The sequence below is a fragment of the Flavobacterium sp. B183 genome (genome assembly GCF_023539155.1).
Taxonomy (GTDB): Bacteria; Bacteroidota; Bacteroidia; order Flavobacteriales; family Flavobacteriaceae; genus Flavobacterium; species Flavobacterium tructae.
Genome location: NZ_CP097434.1, coordinates 5071865 through 5089670, shown reverse-complemented (window position 1 = coordinate 5089670; position 17806 = coordinate 5071865). Strand labels below are relative to the sequence as shown.

Below are 17806 nucleotides of genomic sequence, written 5' to 3'. Positions count from 1 at the left end.
AAGAGAAAAGACAAAACTTTGTTTTGAAATCTTGCTTCTTACATCTTTCTTCTACTTTTCTAGTTACGAAGCGGTTTTCCTTTAGTTAACATATATTGAATACGCTCCAGAGTTTTTCTTTCTGTACATAAACTCAAGAAAGCTTCACGTTCGATATCTAATAAATATTGTTCAGATACTAAAGTAGCTTCAGATAAATCACCACCAGCCATTACGTAAGCCAGTTTGTTTGCAATTTTTCTATCGTGCTCAGAAATGTATTTTCCAGCTTGCATTTGGTCAGTTCCTACTAAGAACATTCCAAGAGCCTGTTTTCCTAGCACTTTTACATCTGTTCTTCTGATAGGTTGCGTATAACCTGCTTCAGCCATTAACAAAGCATGTTTTTTAGCTTCTGCAATCTGACGGTCTTTGTTGACTACGATAATATCTTTTCCGTGTTGTAAAAGTCCGGTATCAAAAGCTTCATAACCAGAAGTCGAAACTTTAGCCATAGCGATAGTCAGGAAATACTCCTGAAGAACGTTTAATTCAACATCATTTTTGCGGAATAAATCAGAAGCTCTTAAAGCCATTTCTTTAGATCCACCACCACCAGGAAGTACACCAACACCAAATTCCACTAATCCCATGTAAGTTTCAGCCGCAGCAACTACCTTATCAGCGTGTAAGCTCATTTCGCATCCACCGCCAAAAGTCATTCCGTGAGGCGCTACGATAACTGGAATTGAAGAGTAACGAACGCGCATCATCGTGTCCTGGAACAATTTGATCGCCATGTTCAATTCATCGTACTCTTGTTCCACTGCCATCATGAAAATCATTCCGATATTAGCTCCAACAGAGAAATTCGCTGCCTGATTTCCAATCACTAAACCTTGGTATTCTTTTTCAGATAAGTCGATGGCTTTATTGATAGCCTGAAGTACATCGCCACCAATAGTATTCATTTTAGATTGGAATTCTAAGTTTAAGATTCCGTCTCCTAAATCTTCTATAATAGCGCCACTATTGCTCCAAACTTTTTTGCTTTCACGGATGTTGTTCAGGATAATGAATGAATCTTGTCCAGGAACTTTAGTTTGTGATTTTGTTGGAATATTATAGAAGAAAGTTGCTCCTTCTTTTACAGAATAGAAACTATCGCTTCCGGAAGCTAACATTTCAGTAACCCAGGCAGCAGGCGCTAAACCTTCGGCTTTCATGATTTCGATTCCCTTTGCAACACCAATAGCATCCCAGATTTCGAATGGACCATTTTCCCATCCAAAACCAGCTTTCATGGCATCGTCAATTTTGTATAATTCGTCTGAGATTTCAGGAATTCTGTTGGACACGTAAGCAAACATTCCGGCGAAACTCTTACGGTAGAATTCTCCCGCTTTGTCAGTTCCTTTTACTAAAACTTTAAAACGATTGATTGGTTTATCGATAGTTTTTGTTAGTTCAAGAGTCGCAAAATTTGCTTTTTTGGCAGCACGGTATTCTAAAGTATCTAAGTCAAGAGAAAGAATATCCTTGTCTACTTTTTTGTAGAAACCTTGACCAGTTTTACTTCCTAACCAATTATTTTCCATCATTTTGTTGATGAAATCCGGAAGTTTAAACAATTCGTGTTGTTCATCTGTTGGACAGTTTTCGTAAATACCGTTGGCAACGTGTACCAAAGTATCCAATCCAACCACGTCAACCGTACGGAAAGTAGCCGATTTTGGACGGCCAATTACTGGTCCGGTTAATTTATCCACTTCTTCAATTGTTAATCCCATTTCTTTTACCAAGTGGAATAAACTTTGGATTCCGTAAATACCAATTCTGTTTCCAATAAACGCCGGAGTATCTTTAGCAACAACCGAAGTTTTTCCTAAGAATTTAGATCCGTATTCGTTTAAGAAATCCAATACCTCAGTTGAAGTTTTTGGACCAGGAATAATTTCAAATAACTTTAAGTAACGCGCAGGGTTAAAAAAGTGTGTTCCGCAGAAGTGTTGTTGGAAATCTTCGCTTCTTCCTTCACTCATGAAGTGAATTGGAATACCGGAAGTATTAGAAGTAACCAAAGTTCCCGGTTTACGGAATTGCTCGATTTGTTCGAATACCAGTTTTTTAATATCCAGACGCTCCACAACTACTTCAATAATCCAATCAACATTGGCTATTTTTGCCATATCATCAGTCGTATTTCCAGTGGTAATTCGGTTTGCGAATTTTTGACTGTAAATAGGAGATGGTTTTGATTTTAATGAATTCGCCAGATGCTCATTTACTACTCGGTTGCGAACAGCTTTACTTTCAAGCGTTAATCCTTTTTTAGCTTCAGCTTCTGTCAACTCGCGTGGTACGATGTCAAGCAGTAAAACTTCAACACCAATATTGGCAAAATGGCAAGCTATTCCCGAACCCATAATTCCGGATCCAATTACAGCGACTTTTTTAATTGTGCGTTTCATAGTTAATATTTTGTTTTTTATTTGATTTGAATGTTCCTTATGAATTAAGGTTATTCATTTTCTGATTTTTCTGTTTGATTGAATATGTTTTTATCCTGAATTAATTCGTTTATAATTTCAGAAACCTCGATAAAATGGTTTAGTTTCTCATCAGAAACATGTTTTCTTACCGTTTCATTAAATTTCAGAACCGTATTTTTAGATAAATCTCTTTTTTCTTTTCCAAATTCAGTCAGGTAAATCAAAACACCACGACCATCAGTTGGGTTTTTTTTGCGAACAATCAAACCTTTATCTTCCATAGATTTCAATGTTCTGGTAAGACTTGTGGCTTCCATGCCCATTCGGGGACCCAAAGCTGTCGATGGGGTTCCTTCTTCCTTATCTATACTCAAAAGGGCAAACCCGGTAGCCATTGTGGCATCGTACTTAGCAGCCTCTTCATTGTACATTCTTGATACAGCTTGCCATGTAGCACGCAGAATATAATCTATTGTTTTCTCTTTCATATGTAACTATATCGATTTCAAATATAATTAAAAAATACTATGCATGCATATAATTTTTTAATAATTTTTTGGTTAGTTAAAAAATCCCTTTGATTTATAGGGGTTTACGGTTAAAAATTAATTGAAATATACTATTCTTTTTTGATGTTTTAACAAAATTAATGCTGTAAAAATTGTTTTATGGTTTTAAAATAAGATAAAATTCTGCATTTTGTAAAAAATTATGGCTTTAATTCAATGGTGTTTTCGGGTTCATATCTTGAAATTGCCTTTTGAAGTATAGCTTTTACTCTATTTCTTAGATTTTCAGGTTTGATAATTTCGATGCCGTCTCCAAACCCTAAAAGCATACGTTCCATTTCGTAATTTGGAGAAATGAACAAATGAACGATAATACTTTTGTCGTCATTTTCTTTAATGAGCCGCTGTGTATGATGCAGAGGTTTGGTTATCACATAAGGTGCATTAGTTGCATCTATCCAAAGTTCGATCTTTTTGGGTTGTAAACCTGTATTAACGGTTACCCCAATTACGTTTTTATAAAAGAGCTCTGCATCAAAGTTTTCTTCTAAATAGGGAATGTTGAAATCGTAATCTATAGATATAATTCTGTCCAGGGCTAAATTGGTAATCGGTTGTGAGCTTTTTTTCTTTCCTACCAAAAACCAACGGTTATTGAATTCCTTTAAAATAAAAGGGTGAAAATGAAATTTGCTTTCTTCCTGAGATTTAAAAGATTTATAGGTAATAACCAAAGCCACCTTTTTGATGATGGCCTGATAAATCTCATCCAGATAATGAAGCCCTTTTAGTTTTTCATTTTTGTCGAGATAGATAACGGGTTTAGTATGCGATTTTTCGGCGTAGATTTTATCCTCCAAACGCTGTAGAATATCCGATACATCACTAAAGAGAGAGAAATCTTTAAACTGCTTTAACATCGAAACAGTTTCAGTGAGCACATTCATGTCTGTTTCGGTTAATGGTATATCGGTTATGGTGAATTCGTCATCTTCATATTTATAGTACTTTTTATCATATACTACAATGGGGGCATTGTACCCCAGTTTCTCACTTCGCATGAGCTGAATATCCATCTGAATGGTTCGTTTGCTGATGGGGTTAGCTCGGCCTTCGTATTCAAACAAAGCATCAGAGCAGCATTCGATTAAGTCGTCTAAAGTCCATTGCCGATATTTGTTTTGAAGACATTTGTCTATCGTTTTGTACCGAATTAGGGCGTTTTTGTTTTGTGACATGGTTTGTATTTTTGGGCGTGTCCCTCCGGGTCGGGCTTTCGGCTATATCTTTTGTTTCGTTTCTCTTCACAAAAGGATACCGCCTCAATCCCTCACGCGCGTTTACGTTAATAAGGAAATCTCTTTTTCAATATTCAATCTCGCTTTTTCTTCATATAAATTCCTAAACTCATCCATTTGAAAAATAAACTCGTTTTCCAGAAAATGTTTCAGCGCCTTAGCACGCCCAGGTTTGTAGAGAAAATCAGGATAAATGCGATACTCTTTTCTAATTTGCTCGAAATAGATCTTATAATCCTCCCAATCATGGGCCAGAATCTTCAAATCAAAATCGATTAACCAGTTAATATCTTCAATTGTATTGTGTAAATGCTGCTGTGTAGCACAGATCGCATCAAAAATGAATTGTTTGTTTAGGGTGATATTTTCAGGAAGAATTGACAAAGCGAATTCGGCACTTTTAAGTTCATTGTCTTTTCTGGAAGAAGAGTAAACAATATCATGATAAAAAATGGAGAATAATACTTCATTCGGATTTTCAAGTTTATTCCGATAGACCTCAAAGCTCTCCATCATTTCTTTTAAATGCGTGAGATTGTGATAATGCCTTGATTTTTTGGAATAGGCCTTTTCTAAATCCATCCAGTTTTGCTGAATTTCATTCAGGGGAAATCCAATGTTCAAGAGTAATTCAGAATAGATTTTTTCTAAATTCATATGGTATTTTTTATTTAAATCTAATGAGAAGCTCTGTAAGAGCTGAATATTTACAACCAAATTTTAGCACAGAATCAAAAGCTCCAGCGGCGCGACACCTTTATTTTCCTTTCATTGATAGAATATGTCGCCCCGCTGGGGCTCTTCAAATGCATGTGAAAAAATCTACAAATATGTCGTCGCTCTGGGACTTATACTTTTGTAATCTGAAAAAACTATAGTTATAACGTCCCTCTGGGACTTACAGACTTTTTTAAAATTAATATTTACTCAAATTTAAAATTCTTTTTTTACTGCGCAAAATAATTGCGTAGTGGTTTTGAAATCTTTGCTCAAGAAATAAAACAAATAGTATTTCTAAAAAATGAAACAGAAATTTTACTGCGCAAAATAACTGCGCACTGGTTTTGGAATCTTTGTTCAGAAATAAAAAACAAACGTTCATAGAAATTAAATAAAGAATAAAACAGGTCAAGTTTGAGTTACTTCAGAAAACTTTCCAACGTACACACTTACACCATTACCTTTTTATTTTACAATCATAATAGAGGCAGTAGCTCAGCGGTAGAGCAGGTAGTTTTGAGATTATCGGTAAAAGGTCAATCAAAACTTACTTCGTACATTTCTAATGTCCGGGTCGTGGGTTCGAATCCCATTTGCTTCACTATTGATGATCAATTAAAACTTACTTCAGACAATTGGTAACTTTCGGTTCGAGTCCGAACAAGTTTTAAAATTATCATTAATAAATGAGGGTCAAGATTAACTTACTTCTTCGCGGTCGCCCGCTCCATTTTAGCTTAGTTAGTCTATTACACTCCAATTTAAGGTCAAGTGCTTCTTACTTCAAAATCTTTTAGGTAGAATCAGAAGCACCATTATCTAAATTTTAAAAATTAAAAAAATGAAAACAACAACATTATTAAAAATCAGTTTGCGTCAGAACGCTATTTTTATTCCATCAGAAATGATTACGAATGACGTTAAAAATTTATCTGGAACAACATCAGTTTTGCTAGCCAATGTTTCCAAATTGGGATTTACATTTTCAGAATCCTTACTTCAGGCTTTAAACAATGTTAATCCGACTTATAAAGTTGAGGTTTTAGAAGTTTTGAGAGAGGTTTTAGGAACGGATAAAAATTGGACACCATTAGTAAAAGAATGGAATGTTCCAACAGGAGAATCTGTTTTAGATCATATTATTACGTATTTCGGAAATGTTTTTAAAACTAAAAACGGAACAACTTTATCCTGCGGTCACATTATTCCAGATAATACTTTTCCGTTAGAAAGATACAATGGTTGTCCCTTCTGTGGAACTCCTTTTGAATTTGGTAAAATCGAAAAAGTGGGACAGGGAAGCAAATTAAAAATGCTGGAATTGTGGTCAGAAAAAGATTTAAATGATTTCTATATATCGTTATTGCAGTCCAAAACTGCTTTAGACGCTACTCAGACAGATACCTTAAAAATGGTTATGCAGTACTTGCCTTTACCAAAAACTGAGGTAGCAATGAAGGAAACTTTAATGCTTGTAATCGATCTTTTGATTGAAAACGGTAAAGAAGACGAAGCATCGCAATTTTTGAAAACACCAACGGATATTTTAAGATATTTATGGTTTAAAAATACAGGAATGCTTCAGATTATTGAGCCAAAAACCATTGTTAAAAGAGCTGCTAAAAATGGACAACATTTTCATACTGTTTTGGATACAAGTGTGCAGGCGAGAATGGCATCTCAAAAAGATTTGAAATTGAAATATTCAAGAAAAGAATGTTTGATGGTCGCCAACTGGTTGAATAATATGGATATGGAAGTTGAAGCCATGTGCGAAACGATGCATCCAAAAAGAGGAATGTGGGTTCGTTTTATCCGTGCCTTGCGTTTGGCAGAATACAGCAAAAGAAAAGGATTCGAAAAATTGAATTTTTTAATGGATGTATTTTACAATCAGGTATATGACGTTTGGCAGGGAAAAGTAAATTCGTCAAGACTAAAGTTTGATGCTGATAAAACATTTGCGTTGTTAAAGCAACGTCCGGGTTTGTTTGCCCGTTCTTTATTTTCGAATATGCTTTGGTTTGGAGCAGACGAAACGATTGCTCATTTTTCTGAAATTATCGATAAAGTTCCGGCTAGACTAATCTTTACGCTGAACATGTATGCATCAAATTATTTTGATAAAAACATACAAAGAAGTGTAAAGCCTTTAGGAGGAACCAATAAAAGAGTAAACCCAAACGCATTGTTGAATTTGTATGACGAATCACAGTTGGAGGAGATGAAAAATCAGATTGAGGATTTGTGTCTTTTGGCAATGAAAAAAAGATTCGCGGCGGTTAAAAATACCAATAAAACCATCTATATTGATCCGCAATTATTCAACATTCCGGTTTCAATAGGCGATCGAAGCGATACGGTTCAGGATTTACCTGTAGCTTTAATGGGAACGCGTTTTCCGGTTGAAGGCAACGAAGTACGATTGTTTATGCAGTGGGGTGCAGGTTTGCCTGCTCAACATCTGGATATGGATTTAAGCTGCCATATTGCTTACGAAGATCGTTCTGATATTTGTTCGTTCAGCCGATTGACGACTACGGGTTGCCAGCATAGTGGAGATATTAGAAGTATTCCGAATAAAATTGGAACTGCCGAATATATCAACATCAACATTGACGAATTGGCAAAAGCCAAAGCTAAGTTTGTGACTTTTACCTGCAATGCTTATAGCAACGGAAGTATCACGCCAAATCTGATAGTAGGTTGGATGAACAGCAAACATCCGATGAAAATTTCGGAGAAAACCGGAGTTGCTTACGATCCGTCTTGCGTGGATCATCAGGTTCGTGTGACGCAGAATGTGGCGAAAGGTTTGGTCTTTGGAGTTTTGGATGTAGCCAAAAGAGAAATCGTTTGGTTAGAGATGACTTTCGGAGGTCAAGTTGTACAAGGTTTGGACTTTAAAGGAGTTCAGGCTTTGCTTGCCAAATTGAACAGTAAATTGAATATAGGTAGTTTGTTACAGCTTAAAGCGGAAGCCCAAGATTTAACAATCACCGAAGATCAAAATGCTGATGAGGTTTATACAGCCCAATGGGCGATGAATCCAGCAGTGGTTACACAATTATTAATTGATTAATGTTTGTAAACCCGACAGGTTTTTGAAACCTGTCGGGTTTGATGGACAATGTTTGGAGGTATAAAGGTGCAGAGAAGCAAAGGAACAAAGGAACAAAGGTTTGTAGAGAGCAATGATTAATCACACTGTTTGTCATCCTGAGGAACGAAGGATCACATAAGAAACTCGACAAAGATTGACGATTCACTTTGAGGAATATTGGATGTGATCCTTCGTTCCTCAGGATGACATAATAAGGAGAAAAATCATTTTAATCCTCATAATCTGTGGCTTAAAAAAAAATATATCCTTAGCGATTCTGCGACTTTGCGAGAAATAAAAAACTACGCAAAATAACTGCGCAGCAGTGCAAAACCTTTGCACCTATGAACCTTCGGGCCTATGTCCCTTAAAAAAAAGAAAAATGAAAACACAAATAAACGGTACAGAAATATTAGAATTAGGATTTCCGGAAGGGAAAATAATCGGGATTGCCTTAAAGATAAACAGCAAAAGAAACGGATTTACAAGAGACGAAATGATTGCTCATTACAAAAATGTCTTAGAAACTCCGGAGAATTATATAGACGATAAAGTGTTCAGCAAACTGGCGGTTGCTTTAATCGAAAAATCGAACGAGAAACCGGAAGATTTTATTGCTTTAAATCAAAATCCAAATGCGTATTCGGCTTACGGACTGGATCATATCGAAGACGGAGCCAGAAAACAAATGGAAGTAGCCATGAAACTGCCTGTTACGGTTGCCGGAGCTTTAATGCCCGACGCGCATCAGGGTTACGGATTACCGATTGGCGGAGTTTTAGCCACAAAAAATGCCATTATTCCGTATGGTGTTGGAGTTGATATTGGGTGTAGAATGGCGTTGTCGGTCTATGATATTCCGGAAGATTTTTACTTTGAAAACGAAGCCAAATTCAAAAAAGAATTGATTAAGAATTCTATTTTTGGAGCGGGCCACGGATTTCACGGTCAGTACAAATCGGATCATGCGGTTTTGGAGAACGAGACTTTTAATATGAATCCGTTTGTGAAAAACTTAAAAGATAAAGCCTGGTCACAATTAGGATCTTCGGGTGGTGGAAATCACTTTGTGGAATTCGGAATCATGGAATTTGCTCAGGACGATGCTGTTTTGAACATTCCAAAAGGAAAATATGTCGCTTTGTTAACGCATTCGGGTTCAAGAGGAATGGGAGCTACAATTGCCGGACATTATACCAAAATTGCAAAAGAGGTTTGTAAACTTCCGGAAGTAGCTAAAAACTTAGCCTATCTGGATATGAATACCCAATTGGGACAGGAATATTGGATGGCGATGAATTTGGCGGGAGATTACGCTTCGGCTTGTCACGAGATCATTCATAACAAAATGGAACGTGCTTTAGGAGCGACGATTTTAGCCAAAGTCGAAAACCATCATAATTTTGCCTGGAAAGAAATCTGGAACGGCGAAGAAGTGATCGTGCATAGAAAAGGAGCAACTCCGGCCGGGAAAGGCGTTATGGGAATCATTCCGGGAAGTATGACCGCACCGGGATTTTTGGTGAGAGGAAAAGGGGAGGAGAACGCGATCAATTCGGCTTCGCATGGAGCGGGAAGACAAATGAGCCGAACTCAGGCGATTAAAAACATTACAGCAACAGAGATGAAATCGATTCTGAGTGATCATGGCGTTACGCTTATCGGAGCAGGACTGGACGAAGCGCCAATGGCCTATAAAGACATCCATCAGGTGATGAAAGCGCAGGAGGATTTGGTGGATGTAGTGGCTAAATTTACACCTAAATTAGTGAGAATGGCGGAGGATGGGAGTAAAGAAGATTAGTTCTTCTTTTAGGTTCAGAGGCGCAGAGGCTCAAAGCGACAAAGGTTTTCTGTAGAGGCGCACTGCAGTGCTTTAATGCTTTGTGGTAATTTTAACCGCAAAGAGCGCTGAGATCTACGCAAGGTTCGCAAAGGTTTTTTCCGCATTTTATGTCATCCTGAGGAACGAAGGATCACACGCGGGATTCGACAAAGATTGGTGATATTTTGTGCGGAGTTTCAAGTGCGATTTGCTTCGCCTGTTCATGATCGCTCGAGTCTCCTCACATCGAAAGGATAAGCTTTGTGGTTATTTAATCGCAAAGTTCACAAAGTTTTTTTTTGAGCAGATTTAGCAGATTCAGCACATTTTTTAATAATCATTCTAATCCTTTAATCTGTGGCAAAAAAACTTAGCGACTCCGCGCCTTTGCGAGAGTAAAAACAGACCAAAGATAAAAAGCAAAACAAAATATAATAAAAAGACTCAAAGAGGAAAACCTCTGAACCTTTGCCTCTTTGAGCCTTTGTAACTTTAAAAAAAATAATTTGGTTCCAATGAGGAAGAAACCTTAGCCTCTCAGAATCTTAGCAACTTTAAAAAAAATGACATATATAGACATAGGTATCAACCTAACCAATAAACAATTCCAAAACGACACAGACGATGTCGTACAAAACGCACTTGATGCCGACGTATCGCAAATGATACTCACGGGCACCAGCATACGAAACAGTGAAGAATCCGCGAAGATGGCGAGGCAGTACCCGGGCGTGCTGTATGCGACGGCGGGAATTCACCCGCATGATGCGAAGAGTTTCGATGCGCAGAGTATTTCGAAACTTCGAAATTTATTAAAGCAGAAACAAGTCGTTTCAGTTGGCGAGTGCGGACTCGATTTTGATCGTGACTTTTCGCCCAGAAATGTGCAGGAAACCTGTTATAAAGCCCAACTCGAATTAGCGATTGAAATACAGAAACCTTTGTTTTTGCACGAAAGAGCAGCTTTTACCAAGTTTATGAACATTACCAAAGACTATTTACCGCAATTGCCCAAAGCCGTGGTGCATTGTTTTACGGGAACGCTGGAGGAAGCCAAAACCTATCTTGATCACGGATTCTATCTGGGTTTTACGGGAGCGATTTCTGATACCAAACGTTTCGCTCATTTAAAGGAAGTGATTCAATACGTACCGCTCGACCGTCTAATGATCGAAACCGATGCGCCGTTTATGCTTCCTAAAAATGTACCGAACAGCCTTTTGAAGAAATACCACGAACGCCGTTGCGAACCTGCTTTTCTGCCTTTTGTGGCCGGTACCATTGCACAGTTTAAAGGAATTACTTTATCTAAAGTGGCGGAGGATACGACTCGAAATTCTAAAAGCTTTTTTGGGATTTAGATAAACTTACGATTTAAAAGGATAGATAAACAATAATGATGTTCCTTTTTCAACAGCTAATGTTTTAAAAGTTCCATTTATGGCTTCCATTCGAAGCGACATATTGTTGATACCATTTCCTTTTTGAATCATATCAGAAAATCCAATTCCGTTATCATTCACCGTAATTTTAAGATCATTCTCAGTCTGTTCAAATTGAATTTGCAGAGTACTTGCCTCACTGTGTTTGTAGACATTATGAACAGCTTCTTTTACTACCAAAAAGAGGTTTCTTCGGGCTTTTACAGATAAATTGGTTTCTTTTTCAATAATACTCGAATCTAGCTGAAATGTTATAGTCGTTTTGTCTAAAAAACGTTTGACATAGAAACTCACATATTCTATAAAATTACCAATAGTATCATTTTGAGAATTCAGACTCCAGAGAATTTCTCTCATGGCTAAATTCATATCTTCTGAAGTAGCTATAATGACTTCCAGATCTTCCGAAAAACTTTCTTCAGGTATTTTATATTTTAAAAATTCTGCCTGAAGTTTTATGGCCGAAATTCCGGCACCCAAATCATCATGCATATCCTGTGAAATTCGTTCTCTTTCCAGTTGAATGGCTTTCTGACGCTCTAATTCTTTTTGGAGCAATTGGTTTTGAAACTCGCTTTCTTTGATTTGATTTTCCTGCTGCTGAATAAGCTGTTTTTTGTTGTAAATAAAAACCATCATAATAATGAAGCATACAAACAACAACATTATAATAATGGCGATAATATAGGTTAGTTTTATTTCGTGAGGCAGCTCGCTCATTTAGCTGAGGTTTTTGTGATTCGCTCATATTTTATAAGGGCATAATAAAATAGAGCATACATGATAAAATTGACTACAGAGCTAATTTTTCTTAGAATTTCTAAGAAAAACAGATCTTCTTTTTCGAATAAATACATAGGTGTAAACCTAAAAATGATGTAAGTACTCCAGAAAAGTAAAGCGGTTGAAATCCAGAAATTCTGATCGTCGGTAATCTTACCTTCAACCGGAATTTGAAGCTTTTGATAAAACCACAAAATTGAATTAAAAATGTAGAATAAAGCGACCAATATTCCTAGTTGTGGTAAAAACTTTGTGCTTAGAATATCAATAAAAATGAAACAGTAAGATAAAAGGATGAATGAAACGAATAACCCAATTCGCTTAAAATTTCCGATATAGATTTTTGAAAAATAGATTCCAAAAAATAAAATGCAGAATATTGCATATATATTATAATAAACAGCAAAGTCAAATTGCTTTAAGTAGGCTTTAATTTCTCCAAAGACTTCTAAGCTTAAAGTCCCAATTAGATAAATACCCAAATAGTTTTGAGCCGGAAATGTATATTTCCAGCCCAAAACTATTGCTTTTAGTGTTGTTATGCTTAAACAACTTATGTAAACAATTTGTAATACTTCCATTTAGTTAAGGATAAACTCTTCCAAAGTCGTATGCTTGAGCTCTGCCTTTTGAAACACTTTGTGCACGAACAACGATACTTAATTTATTTTGATTTGTAGGCTCTTCAGCATTTTCTTCAAATTTAATCATTTCAAAAAACAATTCTGAGTAACTAGATTCAGGTTTAGCATTAATTAAAAAGTGCTTTAGAATAAAAAAATAGAGGTCTTTAAGTTTATAACTAACTGCTTCTGTATTTTTGATTTGGAGACCACCTATCCAGGTTTTTGAATTAATTGATTGAAGTAATTTATTTTTATAATTGTTACTATATTTTATAAAGACTTCTTTCTCAATTTTTTCTATTTTTTGAGTATTAATTTTGAAAAAGAAATCTTTATCTCCAATTTTTTCGGTTTCTACAGAAGATATAGAAAAACAAATTGAAAATAGATCATTATCATCTTGTATGAAGTATATTTTAAAGTAATCTAATATCTTCTTTTCTTCTATGGGTGCATTATCATAAGAATTAAATATTTCAGAAATGAAATTTTCTGAATCGATAGAGAAATCATAAATCATATTATCGATTGCTAGTTCTCTTAAAGCTTCATTTCTTGAATCAACCTCTACATCCGGCATAATTTTAAGAACTATTGGTGCGAATGTTTCATAATTTTTTGAGATTGTTTTTTCAGTAACTTTTTCTTGTAGTTTTAGAGTGTCCATAATTTCTAGTTTTTGGTGTTAAACTTGTTAATTGCTTCAATTTTGTTACTTACCTGTAGTTTTCGGTAGATATTGCCAATGTGTTTTTTAATGGTGTCGATGGTGACATTTTTTTTATCGGCAATTTCTTTGTAGAGAAGTCCCTGCGCCAGCAAGTCAAGAACTTCTTTTTCGGTTACAGTCAGTAACGACAAGGTTTGTACTTGTACTTTTGTTTCCTGAAAATGTTGTAAAACGCGCTTTGCAATGGCAAAACTCATAGGGGCACCGCCTTTGTGAGCTTCCTGAATCGCCTGAATTATCTTGTCCAGCGGATCTCCTTTTACCAGATAACCACTTGCACCTGCACGTAATGCCGAAAATATTTTTTCGTCATTTTCAAAACTGGTGCACATAACAAAGGTTGTGCCCGGCATTACGTCTGTTAATTTAAAAACAAGATCAATACCTGATAAATCCTGCAGCTGAATATCCATTAAAACCACGTCTGGTTCCAGGGCTTCCAGTTTTTGCAAAGCATTTTTACCGTTAAAAAACTGAGCCACACATTCCATATCCTGCTGGAAATCGATGATATTTTTTAAGGCCTGATTGTAATTCTTATCATCCTCTACTATGGCTACTTGTATCTTCATGGCGTTACATTTTCTTTTACAAAGTTGTACAATAAGTTCATTGACCGCAATTACCCTTTTGGGTGATATTAGAAATTAACTCAAAAAAGACAAATGGTATTTATAGAATAAACTTACAAAAAATAAAGTGAGAATTGTAAAAAATAAAATATCACCCAAAAGGGTAATTGATTGATATACTGTTATCAGAATACTTTTGAGATGTTAACTAAAAACATAGAAATCATGAAAACAATTAAGGTAAAAGTTAGAATTAGTAGCGGATCAGCACCCGCGCCAATTAAAGTTGAAATTACAAACGTGGATACTCGTAAAGAAATTGAGTATGAATCTTCAACTTCTTTTAATCAAGATTTTAATATAGAAAGCGGTCGATATACCATTAAACTATTTGGAATGAACCCTATAAATGGAAAAACTGAAATTGAGGTAGTGGGTAGTTTTACCAGAGGACCATTTCATAATGCTAAAAGAGTGACAGCAAAGCCATTCATTACTGAATTATTTTATTTCGAAATTTAAATAAACAGATCATGAAAAAATATTTTATAAGCTTGCTACTTTTAATGTCTGTTCATGTTGTGTTAGCGCAAGATGAAGAAGTACAAAGATTCAGAGAAGCTACGGATAATTCAAAATCAGGAAATTACAAAGAAGTTTTGTCTAATTTATTTCAATTAGGAACTAGTAATTTAACGGGGCCAAACAAAAGTGTCGAATTTAATTCTACCTTATACGGTATTAAATCTATTTTTTGGGATAATATCACAACAGATACGGTTTTTTCTAAACAGAAATTTTCAAGAAATTTTGAGTTCAATACGAAGCTTAATTTCGATGAACAATTTAATTACAAAGGATTTTCTGGCGGAATTACTTATGCTTTGATTAATGAGAGAGACAAAGACGTTGCCAATTTCAAAGATACAGAGCTATACAAGAATTTACAATTTTTAAATAATGAATTATCTGAAATACAGATTGTTTTAGTTAATGAATTAATTAAAACAGGTGACGCGGAGTTAAGTGCAAAAATAGAAGCCATAAACATAGCAACCTCTATACTTATAAATAAAGAATTTGATAAAATAGAGGAATTAAGTAAATCAAATCCTTATTTTGGTGAAATCCTTACTGAATTTGAAAACCGAAACAAATCGATAAAATTGAAAGATTATATTACGAAAATTCATGAATTAAGAGACAAAGAATATTCCGATCTTGAAAAAAAAGCATTATGGACGGTTTCTTTAAATGGAACTACTAATGATAAGGGAAATAATAAGAAACTTACTTTCGGGACTGTTTTTTTGCAAGGTTTTAAAAACCTGGAATTAGATATTAGATCAAATTTAATTTACTCCGACACTTTAATAGAGAAGAGTGTTCAAAGATTAGAATTGAGAAATTCTGCCGGTCTTAACTATAAAATGTTTAAAAGAAATGAACAAAGTGTATTTGAAATAAAATTATATATGGAGTATAATTCGATTTTGAAAAATAAATTAGCTGATGAAAAAAGGAATACATTTTTAGCGAGTTCCGATTTCAGAATTCGTGTAACTAAAGATATTTGGATTCCTTTAACGATCAAGTATGATATTGAGAAATCTAATTTTCTTGGTTTTTTAAATATTACTTATAATTTTGGAAAAGAGGACAAAGATAAACTCGTCTTAAATGAATAAATGGTATAGTTTTTCATTGAGTAAAACACTGCTGCGCAAAATAATTGTGCAGCAGTGTTTTTATTTTGGAACTTAAGAAAAAGCTTTTGTTTAAATCAGGTGTTTGTACTTGGTTTGGTGGCTTTTTGTTTATATATATATGAGACATATTCAATTTCCTGATGCGCCGTTATGCTTCCTAAAAATGTCCCGAATAGCCTTTTGAAGAAATATCACGAACGCCGTTGCGAACCTGCTTTTCTGCTATATGTGGCCGGAACTATTGCCCAGTTTAAAGGAATTACTTTAGCTAAAGTGGCGGAGGAAACGACTCGAAATTCTAAAAGTTTTTTTTGGGATTTAATAATTGTAATTAGATTAATTTAAATGTTTTTTTATTGCTGTATAAACTACATGCTTACTTTTACGTATTTGATTTTTAAAGCTATTATCTTCAAAAATTTCACAACATCTTTTAATGTAACTCACATAATTTGAGTTTCTTTTTTTTGATAATACTTTTTTGGAAATTAATGTATATTCTCCTTTTTTATTTAATTGAAGAAATGATTTTTTACGTTCTTTTTGTTTTAAGTCATTATTTTCAGAATCAATTTCTCGTAAAGGAGAAGTATATAATTTTTTTATTTGATTTAAATAGATTGCCTTTTTTTGGTTTGGGTCTTTTTCAATTCCTTTTATTGATCTCTTTGCTCTTCGCTTTATTATGCTTATCAAACGTCTATAAAACTTAGCCAAATTAGTTGATTTTACTACAACATTAAATCCTCTAAATTCAAAACCAAGATATATTAGAGGAGAATTGATTGATTGCGAGCCATCATTATTAATTCTAATAGATGTTAATCGTGTATCATTAGAGCTGTTATACGATAAAAAATCGAATACGAAAGTTTCAGTTTTTGTAGTGCTAATTTCTAATTTACTTTCTTTAATTAAATCTTCAATGTATGTTTTTACATTTTTTATATCCTCAACATTGCAAATAAGAATAATGTCATCAGAATATCTTCTGTAATAATTGTTTTTTTGTTCAACTAAATTTTCAATAATTGCTTTGTCAAAATCATATAAATATATATTTGCTAAAACAGCACTAATTGGTAAACCTTGTGGTATCCCAATCATTGATTTTTTATTATCTATATCAGTTTTTCTAAAAGGATTATCATAAATTCTTAGCTTTCCTTCTTTTATATGTTTTCTAAAATCAGCATTTGATTCAAAAAAACACTTAAATCCTTTTTCTCTCCTAATTTTTGAAAGTTTCCTTTCATCAAATTCTGATTTTCTGCCATTTTTTTTCCTTCTTGTTCTTAAATCATCTTTAAGGACATACCTAAAATTGGTGCAAGATTTGAAAACATTATAATGATCTTTTGGTAGTTTTTCTTCGTTCAGTATATATGCCCATCTTTCTTTTAAAATTTGATGATCTAAAGAAGAGAAAAAGCCTTTAATATCAAATGTTAAAACTGCAACTTTTTGGTATTGTGAACGTTTTTTTATTTCATCAAAGACTTCTTTAGCAAAATGAATAGTACCTTTTCCTTTATTTGATTTGGTGTCAATTTTTAGTTTTCTATAAGCAGTAATACTATTAAATAGTTTTTTAGATTCTTCAAGTTTTTTTTCATATTGTTCATTTAACAATGATGAATAATAGCCATATATGAGTGAATCAAAGTGACTGGCATAATGTAAAGGTCTTAGTTTTTCGCTTTTTTCAGATGCACCATTTTTAGAATTGATGTGTTTATGAGCTCGACCTGAAGTTGAATGTTTTTGAGGATCTGACTTTTTGTATTTTCGTTCTTTAATAAAAGAATGAATTAAAGGGTAGAAAGCATACTTCGAAATAAATTCTTTGTTTTCTATTTGTTTTTTGATTCTTAGCCAATCGTTGTCAATTGTGAGACTTGGTGAAAGATGTAAGTATCCCTTTGTTTTTAACCATTCCGGGATATTTGTAGCTTTATTCATAAAAACCTTGTGCATTAAGTTCTAGCAATAATAATATTTATTTTACATACACCCAA

At 34.4% G+C, this 17806-nt stretch carries 14 protein-coding genes and 1 tRNA gene; 6 read left to right on the top strand and 9 right to left on the bottom strand.

Going from position 1 to position 17806, the window contains the following annotated elements:
- Nucleotides 1-59: 59 nt before the first annotated feature.
- The 4 genes from M4I44_RS20740 to M4I44_RS20725 form a co-directional block, all read right to left on the bottom strand.
- Nucleotides 60-2450, bottom strand: a complete 2391-nt coding sequence (locus M4I44_RS20740) for a 3-hydroxyacyl-CoA dehydrogenase/enoyl-CoA hydratase family protein (RefSeq protein WP_017496102.1) — start codon at nt 2448-2450, stop codon at nt 60-62.
- Between the two features lie 50 nt (nt 2451-2500).
- The gene (locus M4I44_RS20735) at nt 2501-2959 is read right to left on the bottom strand and encodes a MarR family winged helix-turn-helix transcriptional regulator (protein WP_017496101.1); all 459 of its coding nucleotides are present in this window, start codon (nt 2957-2959) and stop codon (nt 2501-2503) included.
- 221 nt (nt 2960-3180) lie between these two features.
- Nucleotides 3181-4218 (bottom strand): YafY family protein, encoded by a 1038-nt coding sequence (locus tag M4I44_RS20730; RefSeq protein WP_249965966.1) that lies wholly within the window; start codon nt 4216-4218, stop codon nt 3181-3183.
- 102 nt (nt 4219-4320) lie between these two features.
- Entirely contained in the window at nt 4321-4935 is a 615-nt protein-coding gene (locus M4I44_RS20725; RefSeq protein WP_249965965.1) for a hypothetical protein, read from the bottom strand.
- Between the two features lie 547 nt (nt 4936-5482).
- On the opposite strand from M4I44_RS20725, the gene M4I44_RS20720 reads away from it, so the two are divergent.
- The 4 genes from M4I44_RS20720 to M4I44_RS20705 all read left to right on the top strand — a co-directional run bounded on the left by M4I44_RS20720 (nt 5483) and on the right by M4I44_RS20705 (nt 11287).
- Nucleotides 5483-5599, top strand: a tRNA-OTHER gene (locus M4I44_RS20720).
- A gap of 240 nt (nt 5600-5839) precedes the next feature.
- Complete coding sequence (locus tag M4I44_RS20715) at nt 5840-8080, top strand: hypothetical protein (RefSeq protein ID WP_249965964.1); 2241 nt, start codon at nt 5840-5842, stop codon at nt 8078-8080.
- 403 nt (nt 8081-8483) lie between these two features.
- Nucleotides 8484-9905 carry an RtcB family protein gene (locus tag M4I44_RS20710; protein ID WP_249965963.1) on the top strand — a complete coding sequence of 474 codons (1422 nt, stop codon included), beginning with the start codon at nt 8484-8486 and terminating at the stop codon, nt 9903-9905.
- Nucleotides 9906-10489: 584 nt separating this feature from the next.
- Entirely contained in the window at nt 10490-11287 is a 798-nt protein-coding gene (locus M4I44_RS20705; RefSeq protein ID WP_249965962.1) for a TatD family hydrolase, read from the top strand.
- 6 nt (nt 11288-11293) lie between these two features.
- On the opposite strand, the gene M4I44_RS20700 is transcribed toward M4I44_RS20705, so the two are convergent.
- From M4I44_RS20700 to M4I44_RS20685, 4 genes are read right to left on the bottom strand one after another with little or no spacing between them, the layout of a single operon-like run.
- On the bottom strand, nt 11294-12088 hold the full coding sequence (locus M4I44_RS20700) for a sensor histidine kinase (RefSeq protein ID WP_249965961.1): 795 nt from the start codon (nt 12086-12088) through the stop codon (nt 11294-11296).
- Nucleotides 12085-12732: a hypothetical protein gene (locus M4I44_RS20695; RefSeq protein ID WP_249965960.1), complete on the bottom strand. Its 648-nt coding sequence runs from the start codon at nt 12730-12732 to the stop codon at nt 12085-12087. The genes M4I44_RS20700 and M4I44_RS20695 overlap by 4 nt, the downstream gene beginning before the upstream one ends.
- Nucleotides 12733-12736: 4 nt before the next feature.
- Nucleotides 12737-13444, bottom strand: a complete 708-nt coding sequence (locus M4I44_RS20690) for a hypothetical protein (protein WP_249965959.1) — start codon at nt 13442-13444, stop codon at nt 12737-12739.
- 5 nt (nt 13445-13449) lie between these two features.
- Complete coding sequence (locus tag M4I44_RS20685; RefSeq protein WP_017496092.1) at nt 13450-14079, bottom strand: response regulator transcription factor; 630 nt, start codon at nt 14077-14079, stop codon at nt 13450-13452.
- 225 nt (nt 14080-14304) lie between these two features.
- Here M4I44_RS20685 and M4I44_RS20680 point away from each other — a divergent pair, with 225 nt between their 5' ends.
- The gene (locus M4I44_RS20680; protein WP_249965958.1) at nt 14305-14601 is read left to right on the top strand and encodes a hypothetical protein; all 297 of its coding nucleotides are present in this window, start codon (nt 14305-14307) and stop codon (nt 14599-14601) included.
- A gap of 11 nt (nt 14602-14612) precedes the next feature.
- On the top strand, nt 14613-15767 hold the full coding sequence (locus M4I44_RS20675) for a hypothetical protein (RefSeq protein WP_249965957.1): 1155 nt from the start codon (nt 14613-14615) through the stop codon (nt 15765-15767).
- Between the two features lie 357 nt (nt 15768-16124).
- On the opposite strand, the gene M4I44_RS20665 is transcribed toward M4I44_RS20675, so the two are convergent.
- Nucleotides 16125-17750 carry a reverse transcriptase/maturase family protein gene (locus M4I44_RS20665; protein WP_249965955.1) on the bottom strand — a complete coding sequence of 542 codons (1626 nt, stop codon included), beginning with the start codon at nt 17748-17750 and terminating at the stop codon, nt 16125-16127.
- Between the last annotated feature and the right edge of the window lie 56 nt (nt 17751-17806).

Bases quoted from the DNA above. Each gene is read 5' to 3' on its own strand.
- M4I44_RS20740 (WP_017496102.1), bottom strand. From the start codon at position 2,450: ATGAAACGCACAATTAAAAAAGTCGCTGTAATTGGATCCGGAATTATG.
- M4I44_RS20735 (WP_017496101.1), bottom strand. From the start codon at position 2,959: ATGAAAGAGAAAACAATAGATTATATTCTGCGTGCTACATGGCAAGCT.
- M4I44_RS20730 (WP_249965966.1), bottom strand. From the start codon at position 4,218: ATGTCACAAAACAAAAACGCCCTAATTCGGTACAAAACGATAGACAAA.
- M4I44_RS20725 (WP_249965965.1), bottom strand. From the start codon at position 4,935: ATGAATTTAGAAAAAATCTATTCTGAATTACTCTTGAACATTGGATTT.
- M4I44_RS20715 (WP_249965964.1), top strand. From the start codon at position 5,840: ATGAAAACAACAACATTATTAAAAATCAGTTTGCGTCAGAACGCTATT.
- M4I44_RS20710 (WP_249965963.1), top strand. From the start codon at position 8,484: ATGAAAACACAAATAAACGGTACAGAAATATTAGAATTAGGATTTCCG.
- M4I44_RS20705 (WP_249965962.1), top strand. From the start codon at position 10,490: ATGACATATATAGACATAGGTATCAACCTAACCAATAAACAATTCCAA.
- M4I44_RS20700 (WP_249965961.1), bottom strand. From the start codon at position 12,088: ATGAGCGAGCTGCCTCACGAAATAAAACTAACCTATATTATCGCCATT.
- M4I44_RS20695 (WP_249965960.1), bottom strand. From the start codon at position 12,732: ATGGAAGTATTACAAATTGTTTACATAAGTTGTTTAAGCATAACAACA.
- M4I44_RS20690 (WP_249965959.1), bottom strand. From the start codon at position 13,444: ATGGACACTCTAAAACTACAAGAAAAAGTTACTGAAAAAACAATCTCA.
- M4I44_RS20685 (WP_017496092.1), bottom strand. From the start codon at position 14,079: ATGAAGATACAAGTAGCCATAGTAGAGGATGATAAGAATTACAATCAG.
- M4I44_RS20680 (WP_249965958.1), top strand. From the start codon at position 14,305: ATGAAAACAATTAAGGTAAAAGTTAGAATTAGTAGCGGATCAGCACCC.
- M4I44_RS20675 (WP_249965957.1), top strand. From the start codon at position 14,613: ATGAAAAAATATTTTATAAGCTTGCTACTTTTAATGTCTGTTCATGTT.
- M4I44_RS20665 (WP_249965955.1), bottom strand. From the start codon at position 17,750: ATGAATAAAGCTACAAATATCCCGGAATGGTTAAAAACAAAGGGATAC.